The sequence below is a fragment of the Streptomyces daghestanicus genome (genome assembly GCF_020521275.1).
In the GTDB taxonomy this organism is placed as follows: Bacteria; Actinomycetota; Actinomycetes; order Streptomycetales; family Streptomycetaceae; genus Streptomyces; species Streptomyces griseoviridis.
In genome coordinates this window covers 728,464-744,480 of sequence record NZ_BNDX01000008.1, presented here as the reverse complement: position 1 = coordinate 744,480, position 16,017 = coordinate 728,464, and the positions used below count along the sequence as shown (strand labels likewise).

Below are 16,017 nucleotides of genomic sequence, written 5' to 3'. Positions count from 1 at the left end.
AAGGGGGCGCCGTCCGCTGGTGGCGGGCCCGGCGCCCCGAGGGGTGCCCGTCCCGGGCCGGTGGTGCGGCCCGGGACGGCGGGTGCGGCCCCGGGCCGCCGGTTCGGCCCGGGTACGGCGGCTGCGGTCCCGGACTACCGGTCCAGCCCGGGGTACAGCGGGTGCTTGTCGGCCAGGGCGGTGACCCGGGCCTTCAGCGCGTCGGCGTCGTAGGACGGCTTCAGCGCCTCGGCGATCACGTCCGCGACCTCGGTGAAGTCCTCGGCGGTGAAGCCGCGGGTCGCCAGGGCCGGGGTGCCGATGCGCAGCCCGGAGGTCACCATCGGCGGACGCGGGTCGTTCGGGACGGCATTGCGGTTGACCGTGATGCCGATCTCGTGGAGCCGGTCCTCGGCCTGCTGCCCGTCCAGCTCCGAGTCGCGCAGGTCGACCAGGACCAGGTGGACGTCGGTGCCGCCGGTCAGGACCGAGACACCCGCCGCCTTCGCGTCATCCCGCACCAGGCGCTCGGCCAGGACGCGGGCGCCCTCCAGCGTACGACGCTGGCGCTCCCTGAACTCCTCGCCGGCCGCGATCTTGAAGGCGACCGCCTTGGCGGCGATCACATGCTCCAGCGGACCGCCCTGCTGACCTGGGAAGACCGCGGAGTTGATCTTCTTGGCCAGCTCGGCCGTGGAGAGGATCACACCGCCGCGGGGGCCGCCCAGCGTCTTGTGCGTGGTCGTGGTGACGACATGGGCGTGCGGCACCGGGTTGGGGTGCAGGCCCGCCGCGACCAGACCGGCGAAGTGCGCCATGTCGACCATCAGGTACGCGCCGACCTCGTCCGCGATCCGGCGGAACGCGGCGAAGTCCAGCTGCCGGGGGTACGCCGACCAGCCGGCCACGATCAGCTTCGGCTTCTTCTCCTTGGCGAGGCGCTCCACCTCGGCCAGGTCGACCAGGCCGTCGTCGCCCACGTGGTACGGGACGACGTCGTACAGCTTGCCGGAGAAGTTGATCTTCATGCCGTGGGTCAGGTGCCCGCCGTGGGCGAGGTCCAGGCCCATGATCGTGTCGCCGGGCTTCAGCAGCGCGAACATCGCCGCGGCGTTGGCCTGGGCGCCGGAGTGCGGCTGCACATTGGCGTGCTCGGCGCCGAACAGCGCCTTGATCCGGTCGATCGCGATCCGCTCGACCACGTCGACGTGCTCGCAGCCGCCGTAGTAGCGGCGGCCGGGGTAGCCCTCGGCGTACTTGTTGGTCAGGACCGAGCCCTGGGCCTCCATCACCGCGACGGGCGCGAAGTTCTCGGAGGCGATCATCTCCAGGGTGGACTGCTGGCGGCGCAGCTCGGCGTCGACGGCGGCGGCGACGTCGGGGTCCAGTGCGTGCAGCGGGGTGTCGAGAAGGTTCATCGTCCGCGGTCCTCAGCCGGCCGAGAAGGCCGTGTACTCGTCGGCGGAGAGCAGGTCGCCCGGTTCGTCCGCGACCCGCACCTTGAACAGCCAGCCGCCCTCGAAGGGCGCGGAGTTCACCAGCGACGGGTCGTCCACGACGTCCTCGTTCACCTCGGTGACCTCGCCGGAGACGGGGGAGTACAGGTCGGAGACCGACTTGGTCGACTCCAGCTCGCCGCAGGTCTCGCCCGCGGTCACGGCCGCGCCGACCTCGGGGAGCTGGACGAAGACGACGTCGCCGAGGGCGTTGGCCGCGTGCTCGGTGATGCCGACCGTCGAGACGCCGTCCTCGGCGGCCGACAGCCACTCGTGCTCCTTGCTGTAGCGGAGCTGCTGGGGGTTGTTGCTCATGGCCTGGATTCTCCTGTATGCGGGGGTGCGGTGGTGGACGTGGTGGGGACGTGGTGGCGGTCGGAAGGCCGCCGGGGCCGCTTCGGGCGTCTCCGGGGGCCGCCCCTCATGTTCCCGGGGCTGCTTCCGGGGGCGGCTTCTGGCCTACTTCTGGCGCTTGTAGAACGGCAGCGCCACGACCTCGTAGGGCTCGTGGCTGCCCCGGATGTCGACGCCGACCCCGGGCGTGCCCGGTGCCGCGTGCGCCGCGTCGACGTACGCCATGGCGATCGGCCTGCCCAGCGTGGGGGAGGGGGCGCCGGAGGTGACCTCACCGATCACCCGGCCGTCCGCGACCACCGGGTACCCGGCGCGCGGCACCCGGCGGCCCTCGGCGACCAGGCCGGCCAGGACGCGCGGCGGGGCCTGCTCGGCCCGCGCGGCGGCCTCGGCCAGCGCGGCCCGGCCCACGAAGTCGCCGTCCTTCTCGAACTTCACCACCCGGCCGAGCCCGGCGTCGAAGGGCGTCAGCGAGGTCGTCAGCTCATGGCCGTACAGCGGCATGCCGGCCTCCAGGCGGAGCGTGTCCCGGCAGGACAGGCCGCAGGGGACGAGACCGGCCGCCGCGCCCGCCTCGGTCAGCGCCTGCCACAGCCGCTCCGCGTCCGCCGGGGCGACGAACAGCTCGAAGCCGTCCTCGCCGGTGTAACCGGTGCGCGCGATCAGGGCGGGGACACCGGCGACCGTGCCGGGCAGGCCCGCGTAGTACTTCAGCGCGTCCAGGTCGGCGTCGGTGAGGCCCTTGAGGATGCCCGGGGACCGCGGCCCCTGCACGGCGAGCAGCGCGTAGGCGTCCCGGTCGTCGCGGACCTCGGCGTCGAAGCCGGCCGCCCGCTCGGTGAGGGCGTCCAGCACCACCTGGGCGTTGGAGGCGTTGGCGACCACCAGGTACTCGGTGTCGGCCAGCCGGTAGACGATCAGGTCGTCCAGGATGCCGCCGTCCGCCCGGCAGATCATGGTGTAGCGGGCGCGGCCCGGCTTGACGGTGCCGATGCTGCCGACCAGGGCGAAGTCCAGCAGGGCGGCCGCCTGCGGGCCGGTGACGGTGATCTCGCCCATGTGCGAGAGGTCGAAGAGGCCGGCGCGGGTGCGCACGGCGGTGTGCTCGTCGCGCTCGGAGCCGTAGCGCAGCGGCATGTCCCAGCCGGCGAAGTCGGTCATCGTGGCGCCGAGCGCGCGGTGGACGGCGTCCAGCGCCGTACGGCGGGGTGCGGTACTGCTCATCGGTCGGTCGTCTCCCAGGACAGGACGGCAGGGCGAGGAAGGCCCTCCCCATCTGTCATCGGTACCTGAGAGGTTCGCCGTGACCACACGCGCCACCGGACGTACCGGTCGTGGTCAGGACTTGCACCTTGGGTGGGACCGCCCGACGGCAGCCCGCTTTTCAGATGTGCCTCGCCCGCGCGGTGACGGTGCCTGAGAGATTCAAGGGAGGAACTTGCTCCTTCGGCGCCCCGGCGACGGCCGGGGACTCTCCCGCGCGGATTCAAACGGCCGGTATGCAGTTGGCGCGGCCACAGTAGCACCGGCCCCGGCGACACCCCCGACGCCCGCCCCGCGCAGCCCTGCGCCCGCCCGTTCCACCCTCTGCGCCGGGCTCGCGCGCCCCCGATGCCCGCTCCCTGCACCCCCGCGCCCCCGAGGTCCGCCCCACCCCCTCCGGGATCCGCCCGCGCCACCGCGCGGCCGGCATCTGTGACCGGCTTGTGGCAGGAAGTGCACCAAAACGCGAGACCACCGCATTACCTTCTCTTTACACTCGACGGGGAGGGGAACTCGTGAACCGCCCCAGGGGAGGACGATCACGGTGAACAGGACCACGGCATACGCCACGACCGCGGGACTCGCGCTGCCCGCGCCGCACCCCGCCCCGGCCCGGGAGGCGTGCGCCGAGCGGCCCGCACCCGTCGTCCGCGACCTGCGCGGCCGCGCGGGTCACAGCCCGCACGCCCTGCTCTTCGGCCCGCAGGACCTCGTCGCCGTCACCGGCCTGCCCGGCAGCGGCAAGTCGACCCTGATGCGCCGCACCGTGCGCGGCACCCGCATCGACTCCCAGGACACCCGCGACCGCTGGGACCGGCGCGTGCCGCGCCTGCTGCCGTACGCCGTCTACCGCCCGCTCGTCCGCCTCGCCCACTACGCCGGTCTGCGCCGCGCCCTGCGCTCCGGCGCCGGCGTCGTCGTGCACGACTGCGGCACCCAGACCTGGGTCCGGCGCTGGCTGGCCCACGAGGCCCGGCGGCGCGGCGGCACCCTGCACCTGCTGCTGCTCGACGTGGAGGCCGAGCAGGCCCTGGAAGGCCAGCGCGAGCGCGGCCGGGGCGTCTCGAAGTACGCGTTCCTGCGCCACCGCGCCGCCACCACCCGGCTGCTGCGCGCGGCGGAGCGGGGCGACCTGCCGCCCGGCTGCGCGGCCGCGGTGCTGCTGGACCGGGCGGCGGCCGACACCCTGCGCCGGATCGGTTTCACCGGCTGACCGCCGGATGGGCTTCACCGGCTGACCGCCGGCTCGGCTTCACCGGATGGGCTTCACCGGCTGACCGCCGGATGGGCTTCACCGGCTGACCGCCGGATGGGCTTCACCGGCTGACCGCCGGATGGGCTTCACCGGCTGACCGCCGGATGGGCTTCACCGGATGGGCTTCACCTGCTGACCGTCGGACCGGTCGCCCCCGGGGCCGTCCGGGTTAGCCTTTTCAGCCGACAGCAGCGGTCCCACACAGGCGGTAGGCAGATGGACTTCCCGGCGGCGGGTTTCCCCGCGGACTTCCCGGCGCAGGCGCACCCCCACCCGCACGGCGGATGGCCCGGCAACGAACTGGAGGAGGTGCTCTCCGCCGCCCTCGGCGTGCCGGGCGCCGGCGGCCGGATAGTCGAGGTCCTCGGCCGCAGCTTCCTCTGGATTCCGCTGCCCAACGGCGGCGGTCCGCACAGCGGCCCCCTGGACCTGCCCACCCTGGAGATCGACGGCCAGGCGTACGTCCCGGTGTTCAGCTCCGAGGAGCAGTTCCGCCAGGCCGCCGGCGCGCACATGGCGTACACCATCGCGCCCGCCGTGGAGTTCGCCCGCGGTCTGCCCCCGCAGGTCGGCATCGCCGTCAACCCGGACGGTGTCGTCGGCATCCCGCTGCCGCCGCCCGCCGTGGCCGAGCTGTGCCGGGCCGGGCGCGGCCCGCTGGACGGCCCCGCCGGCGGCGGCCGGGTCCGCCTCTTCGAACCCGACTGGCAGGACGACCCGGTGGACTTCCTGGCCGCCGCGTCCGCGGAGTTCGCCGCGACCGGCGTGGTCGGCACCGCCCGCCGCTGCCTCGCCGCCATCGAGACCGCCGACCCGGTCATGTTCGTCGGCGTCGAACTGACCCGCTTCGAGGGCGACGCCCGCGCCGTCCCGCTGGACGCCCTCGGCCGCGCCCTCGGCCGCGTCCCGGTCAAGTGGCCGGTCAACCTGGTCCTCCTGGAAGCGGCCGACGACCCCGTCTGCCACTGGCTGCGCGAACGGGTCCGCCCGTTCTACCAGGGGAACCCCTAGTCGCCGCCGGGGGAAGCGCCCGGAAGGGGCGCGGGGAACGGCGCGCCGAGCCACGGCGCTCCGGCACCCGCGGACGGACGAGAACCCCCGAGCCGGAAGGCGCCCCCTGTCGGCGGAGCCGCCTAAGCTGGACCCCAACCACGCACGCTTCCCGAGAGGTCGGTAACACGTGAGCGCGAGCGGTACCGCCGCAGCCGGGCAGATCGAGCACATGCTGCGCCAGGTGACGCCCGGCCGCTACGACGCCTACGAGTCGCTGCTGCGCGCCCTCGCGGCCCCCGCCTCCGGCCAGGTCTGGATGCTGCTCTGGCACGGCCAGGCCGGCTCCCCGGACGCCCAGTACGGGAAGATGGAGGTCGACGGCCACGGCTACGCCCCCTGCGTCACCTCCGCCCAGGAGCTGTCCGCCAGCGGCTGGAACCGCTCCTACGAGGTCGTCGACGGACTGGAGGTCGCCCGCGCCCTCTACCCCGACCGCTACGGCCTCTGGCTCAACCCGCACGCCCCCGGTGGCGGCGTCGGCATCCCCTGGCTCGACCTGCGCCGCATCGCCGGCGGCCTGGACCGCCAGCCCGCCGGCCCGCTGCGGCTGTCCGAACCGGCCGTCGAGATCCCGCAGTTCTACGCGCTGCTCACGCAGAACGCCCACCGCACCCCGGTCGTCCGCTCGCTGCGCCGCGCCTGGGTGCAGCCGGCCCTCGGCGCGCCGTACCTCGCCATCGGCCTCGACGTCTACGACACCTCCCCGCCGGCCGTCGGCGCGGTGCGCGCGATGATGCGGAGCTCGGTCGGCGCGATGCCCGAGGGCCTGCCGGTGTCCACCGTGGCGATGTCGGACGCCCTGGACCCGGTCGCCATGTGGCTGCGCGCCAACGCCCGCCCGTTCTACGACCGGGAGGCGCACGCGGCCCCGGGCCAGGCCCCCGCGCAGGCTCCGGTGAGCGGCTACGGCTATCCTCCGGCGGGCGGCCGCCACTGACAGCGGAATGATTGATTCCGCTGCGTGTCGGAGTGATCTCCGCGCGTAGAGCAAAGGGGGTAGGTCCCCTTCTGTCCCAGGTGCCCCAACTCGTCCGCGTCCGCTCGGTGTTACCCGGCGTCCGGATAACGGAAACCCTCAAACAGCATCACGGTTGCGCATCCATTCACCGTCAGGTCTGGCTACAGATCACCCAGGCGTTGAAGACTCCCGCACCAGGGGCCTTCGCCCCATGTGTACGACGGACTGATCACGCCGCCACCGCGGCAAGTGCGGGCCGGCTACCGCCGGTTGAGAGGGGTCCCTGCCAGATGACGGCACCATTGCACGAGCCGACCGCGGAAGCGGCCCCGAGTGCGGCCGAGGAAGCGGCGGTTGCCGGCGCCGAGTCGAAGTCGGTACAGGGGCGATCCCTGGGCCGCATCGCCTGGGAGCGCCTGAAACGGGACAAGCTCGCCCTCACGGGCGCCGTCGTGGTGCTCCTGCTCGTCGCGGTCGCGCTGCTCGCGCCGGTCATCACGAGCCTGCTCGGACAGGACCCCAACGAGTACCACGAGGACCTGATCGACCCGCTGTTCGGCACCCCCGTGGGGTCGCTCGGCGGCATCAGCGGCGACCACCTGCTCGGCGTCGAGCCGGTCAACGGACGCGACATCCTCGCCCGCATCCTCTACGGCGCCCGCATCTCCTTGCTGGTCGGTTTCCTCTCCGCCGTCGTGGCCGTCATCTTCGGAACGGTGTTCGGCGTCCTGGCGGGCTTCTTCGGCGGCTGGGTGGACTCCCTGATCAGCCGGGTGATGGACGGCCTGCTGGCCTTCCCGCAGCTGCTCTTCATCATCGCGCTGGTCTCCGTGATGCCCAACGACATGCTGGGCCTGCACGGAACCGGCGTGCGCGTCTTCGTGATGATCCTGGTCATCGGCTTCTTCGGATGGCCGTACATCGGACGCGTGGTGCGCGGCCAGACGCTCTCGATGCGCGAGCGCGAGTACGTCGAGGCCGCACGTTCCCTGGGCGCGGGGCGGTTCTACATCCTGTTCAAGGAACTGCTGCCCAACCTGGTCGCGCCCATCATCGTCTACACGACGATGATGATCCCCACCAACATCCTCACCGAGGCGGCCCTCAGCTTCCTGGGCGTGGGTGTCAAGCCGCCCACGGCCTCGTGGGGGCAGATGCTGTCGAGCGCGATCGAGTACTACGAGTCGGACCCCATGTACATGGTGGTCCCCGGCGTGGCGATCTTCATCACCGTGCTCGCCTTCAACCTCTTCGGCGACGGCGTGCGCGACGCGCTGGACCCGAAGGGCTCCCGCTGAACTCCCGCACGGCACAAGCGTCCCGTGGCTCCTGCACGGGGTCTCTCATCTAATCCGGAGGATCCGAGATCGTGACTACCCAACGCACCTCAGGGCGGCGTAAGCGGGCTGCGGCCGCTGCCGCAGTGGTCGCCGCGCTGCTGACCACGGCGGCGTGCGGCGGCGGTGACAGCGACGACGGGGGATCGAAGAACGGCGCGGCCGGCTTCGACGCCGCGAACAACAAGGTCGCCCAGGCCTCGCTGGCCAAGAAGGGCGGCACGCTGAAGTTCGGCGGCGCCCAGGACGCCGACTCGTGGGACACCACGCGCGGCTACTACGGCTTCATGTGGAACTTCTCGCGCTACTACAGCCGCCAGCTCGTCACGAACAAGACGGAAGCGGGTGCCGCCGGCGCCGGGGTCACCCCGGACCTCGCGACCTCGACCGCCGAGGTCTCCGAGGACGGCAAGACGTACACGTACAAGCTGCGTGACGGCATCACCTGGGAGGACGGCAAGCCGATCACCTCCCAGGACGTCAAGTACGGCATCGAGCGCGTCTGGGCGCAGGACGTGCTGTCCGGCGGTCCGACGTACCTCAAGGAGGTGCTCGACCCCAAGGACGAGTACCCGGGTCCGTACAAGGACAAGTCCAAGGACAAGCTCGGCCTGAAGGCGATCGAGACGCCGGACGAGAAGACCATCGTCTTCAAGCTCCCGAAGGCCAACTCGGACTTCGAGGAGATGCTGGCGCTCACCTCCGCCTCCCCGGTCCGCCAGGACAAGGACACCAAGTCCAAGTACGGTCTGCACCCGTTCTCCTCCGGCCCGTACAAGTTCGAGTCCTACACCCCGGGCAAGGACCTCACCCTGGTCCGCAACACCGAGTGGAAGCAGGCCTCGGACCCGGTCCGCAAGGCCTACCCGGACAAGATCACCGTCGAGTTCTTCTCGGACGCCAACCAGCTCGACCAGCGCCTGCTCAACGGCGACATCGACCTGGACATCAACCAGACCGGCATGTCGCCGCAGGGCCGCACCACGGCGCTGAAGCAGCACAAGGCCAACCTGGACAACCCGGTCTCCGGCTACATCCGCTACGCGGTCTTCCCGCAGAGCGTGAAGCCGTTCGACAAGCTCGAGTGCCGCAAGGCCGTCATCCTCGGCGCCGACCACGTCTCGCTGCAGACCGCGCGCGGCGGCCCGGTCGCCGGCGGTGACATCGGCACCAACATGCTGCCGCCGTCCGTCCCGGGCGCCGAGGGCCAGAAGTACGACCCGTACAAGCTCGCCGGCGACAACAAGAAGGGCAACGTCGAGGAGGCCAAGGCGGCGCTCAAGGCCTGCGGCCAGCCCAACGGCTTCAAGACGACCATCGCGGTCCGCAACAACAAGCCGGTCGAGGTCGCCACGGCGCAGTCCCTCCAGGCGTCGCTGAAGAAGGTCGGCATCACCGCCGAGATCGACCAGTACGACGGTTCGCAGACCGCCGGCATCATCGGCAGCCCCGAGAACGTCAAGAAGAAGAACTACGGCATCATCATCATGGGCTGGGGCCCGGACTTCCCGTCCGTCCAGGGTTACGGTCTGCCGCTGTGGAGCAGCGACTACATCCTGGAGAGCGGTAACAACAACTACGCGCTCATCAAGGACAAGGAGATCGACGGCCTCTTCGACGAGTACGTCGACACGCTGGACGACGCCGGCAAGGCCAAGATCGCCACAGAGATCAACCACAAGGTGATGGAGGGCGCGTACTACCTGCCCTTCGTCTTCGAGAAGTTCGTGAACTGGCGCTCCAGCCGCCTGGCGAACGTGTACACCACCGACGGCTACAGCGGTATGTACGACTTCGTCAACCTCGGCCTGAAGTCCGCGAAGTAACCGGTAAACACCCGCCGTACGGCACGAAAGGCAGGTGAAGGCCGGCGCGGCGCGATCGCGGGCCCCCGGAAGACCTCCGGGGCCCGCGGTCCCGCAGCGGGCCGATCGCTGTGCTCGCTTACCTCTTCAGGCGGCTGTTCGCCGCCGCAGTGATGCTCGTGGTCATCATCATGGTGGTCTTCGGCATCTTCTTCCTCGTCCCCAAGTGGGCGGGCGTCGACATCGCCTCGAGCTTCGTGGGCAAGCAGGCCGACCCGGCCGCCGTCGAGGCGGTGCGCCAGAAGCTGGGCCTGAGCGACCCGATCTACTCCCAGGTCTGGGAGTTCTTCAAGGGCATCTTCGCCGGCCGCACCTACGCGGGCGGCGGCGACGTCACGCACTGCGCCGCCCCCTGCTTCGGATACTCCTTCCGCAGCGAACAGGCCATCTGGCCGGTGCTGACCGACCGCTTCCCGGTGACCCTCGCCCTGGCGCTCGGCGCGGCCGTGCTGTGGCTCGTCCTCGGCATGGCGGCCGGTGTGCTCTCCGCGCTGAAGCGGGGCAGCTTCTGGGACCGCGGCGCGATGGTCGTGGCCCTGGCGGGTGTCTCCCTGCCCGTGTACTTCACCGGTATGGCCAGCCTGGCGGTCTTCGCGTTCGGGCTCGACTGGCTCGACGCCCGGTACGTGCCCCTGACGGACAGCTTCACCGGCTGGTTCGGCGGCCTGATCCTGCCGTGGATCACCCTGGCGTTCCTCTACGCCGCGATGTACGCGCGGATCACCCGCGCCACGATGCTGGAGATCCTCGGCGAGGACTACATCCGCACCGCCCGCGCCAAGGGCCTGCGGGAGCAGACCGTCATCGGCAAGCACGCCATGCGCTCCACGATGACGCCGATCCTGACCATGCTGGGCATGGACCTCGGCGCGCTCATCGGCGGGGCCATCCTCACCGAGACCACGTTCAACCTGCCCGGCCTCGGCCAGGCCGTGCTCAACGCGATCAAGAACCAGGACCTGCCCGTCATCCTGGGCGTCACCCTGATCACTTCCCTCGCGGTGCTCATCGCCAACCTCGTGGTGGACGTGCTGTACGCCGTGATCGACCCCCGAGTGAGGCTCGCATGACCGACCTCAGCAAGAGCGGAGCCGCGGTGGGCGAGCCCACCGGCACCTCTCCCGCGCCGACCGCCTTCCTCGAAGTACGCGACCTGAAGGTGCACTTCCCGACCGACGACGGCCTGGTCAAGTCGGTCGACGGGCTCACCTTCCAGCTGGAGAAGGGCAAGACCCTCGGCATCGTCGGCGAGTCCGGCTCCGGCAAGTCCGTCACCTCGCTCGGCATCATGGGCCTGCACACCGCCGGCCAGTACGGCAAGCGCAAGGCGCAGATCTCCGGCGAGATCTGGCTGGACGGCACCGAGCTGCTCTCCGCCGACCCCGAAGAGGTCCGCAAGCTGCGCGGCCGCCAGATGGCGATGATCTTCCAGGACCCGCTCTCCGCGCTGCACCCGTACTACACGATCGGCCAGCAGATCGTGGAGGCGTACCGCATCCACCACCCGGTGGACAAGAAGACCGCCAGGCGCCGTGCGGTGGAGATGCTCGACCGGGTCGGCATCCCGCAGCCGGACAAGCGGGTGGACAGCTACCCGCACGAGTTCTCCGGCGGCATGCGCCAGCGCGCGATGATCGCGATGTCGCTGGTCAACAACCCCGAGCTGCTGATCGCCGACGAGCCGACCACCGCCCTGGACGTCACCGTCCAGGCGCAGATCCTGGACCTCATCCGGGACCTCCAGAAGGAGTTCGGCTCCGCCGTCATCGTCATCACCCACGACCTCGGCGTCGTCGCCGAACTCGCCGACGACCTGCTGGTGATGTACGGCGGCCGGTGCATCGAGCGCGGCCCCGCCGAGAAGGTGTTCTACGAGCCCCGCCACCCCTACACCTGGGGCCTGCTCGGCTCGATGCCGCGCCTCGACCGCGACCAGCAGGAGCGGCTGATCCCGGTCAAGGGATCGCCGCCCTCGCTCATCAACATCCCGTCCGGCTGCGCCTTCAACCCGCGCTGCCCGTACGCCGACGTGCCCAAGGACAACGTCACCCGCACGGTCCGCCCCGAGCTGACCGAGATCGGCAGCAAGCACTGGGCCGCCTGCCACATGACGCAGGAGCAGCGGGAGCGTATCTGGACCGAAGAGATTGCGCCGAAGCTGTGAGCGACAAGGCAGACGACAAAGCGGTGAACATCCCCGCGCAGAGCGAGGGCACGGTGATCACCAAGGGCGACGCCGCCCCCGGCGAGACCCTGCTGAAGGTGACCGGGCTCCAGAAGCACTTCCCGATCAAGAAGGGCCTGCTCCAGCGGCAGGTCGGCGCGGTCCGCGCGGTCGACGGCCTCGACTTCGAGGTGAAGTCCGGCGAGACCCTCGGCGTGGTCGGCGAGTCCGGCTGCGGCAAGTCGACCATGGGCCGGCTGATCACCCGGCTCCTCGAACCGACCGCCGGCACGGTGGAGTTCGAGGGCACGGACATCACGCACCTCGGCGTGGGCGGCATGCGCCCGCTGCGCCGGGACATGCAGATGATCTTCCAGGACCCGTACTCGTCGCTGAACCCGCGCCACACCATCGGCACGATCGTCAGCGCCCCCTTCCGGCTCCAGGGCGTGGAACCCGAGGGCGGGGTGAAGAAGGAGGTCCAGCGGCTGCTGTCGGTGGTCGGGCTCAGCCCCGAGCACTACAACCGCTACCCGCACGAGTTCTCCGGCGGCCAGCGCCAGCGCATCGGCATCGCCCGCGCCCTCGCGCTCAGCCCCAAGCTGGTCGTGGCCGACGAACCGGTCTCCGCGCTGGACGTCTCCATCCAGGCCCAGGTCGTCAACCTGCTCGACGACCTCCAGCGGGAGCTGGGCCTGACGTACGTCATCATCGCGCACGACCTGTCCGTCGTCCGGCACGTCTCGGACCGGATCGCGGTGATGTACCTCGGCAAGATCGTCGAGCTGGCCGACCGCGAACAGCTCTACAAGTCGCCGATGCACCCGTACACCAAGGCGCTGCTGTCGGCCGTCCCGATCCCGGACCCGGCCCGCCGCGGCGCCAAGAGCGAGCGCATCCTGCTCAAGGGCGACGTGCCCTCGCCGATCTCCCCGCCGGCCGGGTGCCGTTTCCACACCCGCTGCTGGAAGGCGACGGAGATCTGCCGGACCACCGAGCCGCCGCTGGCGGAGCTGCGGCCGGGACAGCAGGTCGCCTGCCACCACCCGGAGAACTTCGCGGACCAGGCCCCGCAGGACGTGGTCCTGCTCTCCGACGCCAAGGAGGCGGCGGAGCTGGTCTCCGAGGAGGCGCTGGCCGCGTCGGCCGAGACCTCGGCGGCGGTGGCCGCGGAGGTCGAGTCCGGCGGCCCGGACACCGAGGCGTCGAAGGACGGCGCCGCGAAGACCGCACCCGGGGCGGCGGAGGACGGCGCCGCGAAGACCGCGCCCGAGGCGGCGGAGGGCACCGCAGAGGAGAAGTGACCCCCGCGGGGACGCCGTAGTCCCCCGGAGGACCCCGCGGCGGATCCCGCCGCAGACCGGGCCCCCGCCTTCGTTCGCAAGGCGGGGGCCCGCGTGCGGGTGAGAATGACGGGGTGTACCAGCAACTGTTCACCCCGTCCGTCCAGCACACGCTCGATCTGATCGGCATCTTCGTCTTCGCGATCTCCGGCGCGCTGCTGGCCGTCCGCAAGAACTTCGACGTGTTCGGCATCGCCGTCCTCGCCGAGGTCACCGCGCTGGGCGGCGGGCTCTTCCGGGACCTGGTGATCGGCGCCGTACCGCCCGCGGCCTTCACCGACCTGGGCTACTTCGTCACCCCGCTGCTCGCCACCGTGCTGGTCTTCTTCCTCCACCCGCACGTCGAACGCCTCCAGGCCGGCGTCAACGTCTTCGACGCGGCCGGCCTCGGCCTGTTCTGCGTCGCCGGGACGACCAAGGCGTACGACTACGGACTCGGCCTGACCGCCTCCGCCTGTCTCGGACTCGCCACCGCGGTCGGCGGCGGTGTGCTGCGCGACGTGCTGGCCAACGAGGTGCCCTCGCTGCTGCGCTGGGACCGCGATCTGTACGCCGTCCCCGCGATCGTCGGCGCCGCCATGGTCGCCCTGTGCATCCGCTTCGACGGCCTCACGCCGCTCACCAGCGGTCTCGCGGTGGTCACCGCGTTCGTGCTGCGGCTGTGCGCGATGCGGTTCCACTGGCGGGCCCCGCGGGCGTGGAACCGGCGCTCCACGGTGCTGGAGACCGAGTGAGGGCACGGTCACGGTCTGGGGAGTGGACGAAAGCTACCGCTTAGTAGGCCCCTGTTGTACCGTGCAGCCATGCCAGAAGCAGCCTCCGCACCGGCCGCACGGGCCACCGTCGGCGCCGGCGAGTTCGACCGGGACACCGCCCTCACCCGCCGCGAACCGGGCGTCTACGCCATCGACCTCTCCGCCGACTGGACGATCTTCGGCGTGGTCAACGGCGGATTCCTGCTGGCGGTCCTCGGCCGCGCGCTCGCCGACGCCCTCCCGCACCCCGACCCCTTCACCCTCTCGGCGCACTACCTCACCGCCTCCCGCCCCGGCCCGGCCCTCGTCCGCACCGAGACCGTCCGCACCGGCCGCACCCTCTCCACCGGCCAGGCCTCCCTCTTCCAGTACGACGACGAGGGCAACGAGGTCGAACGCATCCGTGTCCTCGCCTCCTACGGCGACCTCGACACCCTGCCGGACGACGTCCGCACCTCCGCCGAGCCGCCCGCCATGCCGCCGATCGAGGAGTGCTTCGGCCCCGAGGACGGGCCCGCGCCGGTCGCCGGCGGCTCCGCCTTCGCCGACCGGCTGCTGCTCAAGCTGGACCCGGCGACGCTGGGCTGGGCGCTGGGCAAGCCCTCCGGCAAGGGTGAGATGCGGGCCTGGTTCGGGCTGGCCGACGGCCGCGACACCGACCCCCTCGCGCTGCTGCTCGCGGTCGACGCGCTGCCGCCGACCGCCTTCGAGCTGGGCCTCGCGGGCTGGGTGCCCACGGTGGAGCTGACCGCGCACGTGCGGTGCCGCCCGGCGCCGGGCCCGGTCCGGGTCTCCGTCACCACCCGCAACCTCGCCGGCGGCTTCCTGGAGGAGGACGCCGAGGTGTGGGACAGCGCGGGCCGGCTGGTGGCGCAGTCCCGGCAACTGGCCCGGGTCAAACGGGGCTGACACCTCCCAAGTGCTCAGGCCGCCGTCCAGTGCCGGCGGCCGACACTGATCAGGCGCAGGCGGCGGGTGGCGGTCTCGGCCACCCGCCGCCGTTCGCCGTCCGGGGCGTCCAGCGTCTCCAGGAACTGGGAGGCCGTGATCAGCATCTGGTCGACGTAGAGGCCCGCCAGCATCAGCAGGTCGTCGTCGTGCCACCCCGCCGACTGCGGGTCCTTGGCCAGCTCGGCCCGCACCTCCTCGGTGAAACGGCCGAGCTGCTCCTGTATCGCCGCCCGCACCGGCTGCACCCCGCCGTGCCGCTCCCGCGCGATGAACCGGACGTGGGAGGGGTACTCCCGTACGTGACCCTCGATCAACTCCACAGCGCGGGCGATGCGTTCCCCGCTGTCGCCGTCCGGCGTCACGGTGGTCCGGATCATCGGGTGCAGCCTGCCGAGCGCCTCCTCGACCAGTGCGACCCCGAGGTCGGCGGTGGAGGGGAAGTGCCGGTAGAAGGCGGTGGGCGCCACCCCCACCGCGCGGGTGACCTCACGCAGTCCCAGGCTGCTCAGGCTCTGCTCCTCCAGCAGTTCGAGCGCCGCGTCCAGGAGCGCCTGCCGGGTGCGCTGCTTCTGGGCCTGCCGGACGCCGAGGGTGTGACTCATGCCATGCAGTTAACAACTGTTCTCCGGAATTGAAAAGTCTTGGCGCGCGTTAGACTGGGTAGTCAGTGAACGAGTGTTACTACAACCGTTCACCGAATCTCGGGAACCTGGGGAGTGGACCTCATGCTGTTTCTCGTCGCCGCGCTGCTGCTGTTCGGCGTCGTCCTGGGCACCGTCGCCCACGCGCCGCTCGGCCTCTCCGCCGTCGCCGCCCTCGTCATCGCCGCCTGGCTCGGCGTCTTCGCCCTCCGCGAGCGGCACCGCCGCCGGAGCACCTCCGCCCGCTGACGCCCGCCCGGCCCACCGACGCACCGTCCCACGACGTACAGCAGGGAGATCACCATGCAGCTCACCGCACCGGCCGCCCGCCGCACCGGCCTGAGGGACGCCGACGGCATGGCCGTCGCCTCCTTCGTCCTGGGCCTGCTCGGCCTCCTGGTCCTCAACATCGTCCTCGGGCCGGTCGCCATCGTGCTCGCCGCCGCCGCCCTGTGGCGCGGCACCGCCCGGCGTGGCCGGGCCTTCCTCGGCCTCGGCCTGGGCGTCGCCGACCTGCTCGTCCTCGCCGCGCTCGTGCAGGCCGACCAGACGGTCTCCTGGAGCCTGTGAGCCGCCGTCCCCCCGGGGGCCTGCCGGGGGCGC

At 71.5% G+C, this 16,017-nt stretch carries 16 protein-coding genes and 2 riboswitches; of the genes, 12 read left to right on the top strand and 4 right to left on the bottom strand.

The genetic code is table 11. From position 1 onward, the window contains the following. Window positions 1–134: 134 nt before the first annotated feature. The 3 genes from glyA to gcvT form a co-directional block, all read right to left on the bottom strand. Window positions 135–1,397 carry a serine hydroxymethyltransferase gene (glyA, locus tag Sdagh_RS12740; RefSeq protein WP_189419890.1) on the bottom strand — a complete coding sequence of 421 codons (1,263 nt, stop codon included), beginning with the start codon at window positions 1,395–1,397 and terminating at the stop codon, window positions 135–137. Window positions 1,398–1,409: 12 nt separating this feature from the next. Further along, complete coding sequence (gene gcvH, locus Sdagh_RS12735) at window positions 1,410–1,790, bottom strand: glycine cleavage system protein GcvH (protein WP_189419888.1); 381 nt, start codon at window positions 1,788–1,790, stop codon at window positions 1,410–1,412. Between the two features lie 144 nt (window positions 1,791–1,934). Continuing rightward, a complete protein-coding gene (gcvT, locus tag Sdagh_RS12730; RefSeq protein WP_190077448.1) occupies window positions 1,935–3,053 on the bottom strand; it encodes a glycine cleavage system aminomethyltransferase GcvT in 1,119 nt (372 codons plus the stop codon). Window positions 3,054–3,095: 42 nt separating this feature from the next. Then, window positions 3,096–3,223: riboswitch (glycine riboswitch) on the bottom strand. Continuing rightward, a riboswitch (glycine riboswitch) is annotated at window positions 3,224–3,318 on the bottom strand. It lies immediately after the preceding riboswitch. Window positions 3,319–3,636: 318 nt separating this feature from the next. Between gcvT and Sdagh_RS12725 the strand changes: the two genes are divergently transcribed. The 10 genes from Sdagh_RS12725 to Sdagh_RS12680 all read left to right on the top strand — a co-directional run bounded on the left by Sdagh_RS12725 (window position 3,637) and on the right by Sdagh_RS12680 (window position 14,731). Next, the gene (locus Sdagh_RS12725; RefSeq protein WP_189419884.1) at window positions 3,637–4,305 is read left to right on the top strand and encodes an AAA family ATPase; all 669 of its coding nucleotides are present in this window, start codon (window positions 3,637–3,639) and stop codon (window positions 4,303–4,305) included. A 258-nt stretch (window positions 4,306–4,563) separates the two neighbouring features. Beyond that, the gene (locus Sdagh_RS12720) at window positions 4,564–5,358 is read left to right on the top strand and encodes an enhanced serine sensitivity protein SseB (protein WP_190077447.1); all 795 of its coding nucleotides are present in this window, start codon (window positions 4,564–4,566) and stop codon (window positions 5,356–5,358) included. A gap of 169 nt (window positions 5,359–5,527) precedes the next feature. Beyond that, entirely contained in the window at window positions 5,528–6,337 is an 810-nt protein-coding gene (locus Sdagh_RS12715) for an enhanced serine sensitivity protein SseB C-terminal domain-containing protein (protein ID WP_189419880.1), read from the top strand. A gap of 311 nt (window positions 6,338–6,648) precedes the next feature. Then, window positions 6,649–7,656: an ABC transporter permease gene (locus Sdagh_RS12710; protein WP_189419878.1), complete on the top strand. Its 1,008-nt coding sequence runs from the start codon at window positions 6,649–6,651 to the stop codon at window positions 7,654–7,656. A 71-nt stretch (window positions 7,657–7,727) separates the two neighbouring features. Next, window positions 7,728–9,521, top strand: coding sequence for an ABC transporter substrate-binding protein (locus Sdagh_RS12705; RefSeq protein WP_190077446.1), 1,794 nt, complete (start codon window positions 7,728–7,730; stop codon window positions 9,519–9,521). A gap of 110 nt (window positions 9,522–9,631) precedes the next feature. Continuing rightward, window positions 9,632–10,630, top strand: coding sequence for an ABC transporter permease (locus Sdagh_RS12700; RefSeq protein ID WP_189419874.1), 999 nt, complete (start codon window positions 9,632–9,634; stop codon window positions 10,628–10,630). Then, the gene (locus Sdagh_RS12695; RefSeq protein ID WP_189419872.1) at window positions 10,627–11,724 is read left to right on the top strand and encodes an ABC transporter ATP-binding protein; all 1,098 of its coding nucleotides are present in this window, start codon (window positions 10,627–10,629) and stop codon (window positions 11,722–11,724) included. The genes Sdagh_RS12700 and Sdagh_RS12695 overlap by 4 nt, the downstream gene beginning before the upstream one ends. A 23-nt stretch (window positions 11,725–11,747) precedes the next feature. Continuing rightward, a complete protein-coding gene (locus Sdagh_RS12690) occupies window positions 11,748–13,028 on the top strand; it encodes an ABC transporter ATP-binding protein (protein WP_370594972.1) in 1,281 nt (426 codons plus the stop codon). Window positions 13,029–13,141: 113 nt separating this feature from the next. Further along, entirely contained in the window at window positions 13,142–13,801 is a 660-nt protein-coding gene (locus tag Sdagh_RS12685; RefSeq protein WP_190077445.1) for a trimeric intracellular cation channel family protein, read from the top strand. A 69-nt stretch (window positions 13,802–13,870) separates the two neighbouring features. Continuing rightward, a complete protein-coding gene (locus Sdagh_RS12680) occupies window positions 13,871–14,731 on the top strand; it encodes a thioesterase family protein (RefSeq protein ID WP_190077444.1) in 861 nt (286 codons plus the stop codon). 14 nt (window positions 14,732–14,745) lie between these two features. Here the strand turns inward: Sdagh_RS12680 and Sdagh_RS12675 are convergent, their stop codons facing one another. Next, window positions 14,746–15,375 (bottom strand): TetR family transcriptional regulator, encoded by a 630-nt coding sequence (locus Sdagh_RS12675; RefSeq protein WP_189419865.1) that lies wholly within the window; start codon window positions 15,373–15,375, stop codon window positions 14,746–14,748. 123 nt (window positions 15,376–15,498) lie between these two features. Between Sdagh_RS12675 and Sdagh_RS12670 the strand changes: the two genes are divergently transcribed. Next, window positions 15,499–15,663: a hypothetical protein gene (locus tag Sdagh_RS12670; RefSeq protein WP_189419863.1), complete on the top strand. Its 165-nt coding sequence runs from the start codon at window positions 15,499–15,501 to the stop codon at window positions 15,661–15,663. Between the two features lie 54 nt (window positions 15,664–15,717). Then, window positions 15,718–15,984 carry a DUF4190 domain-containing protein gene (locus Sdagh_RS12665; RefSeq protein WP_189419861.1) on the top strand — a complete coding sequence of 89 codons (267 nt, stop codon included), beginning with the start codon at window positions 15,718–15,720 and terminating at the stop codon, window positions 15,982–15,984. The last annotated feature ends 33 nt before the right edge of the window (window positions 15,985–16,017 follow it).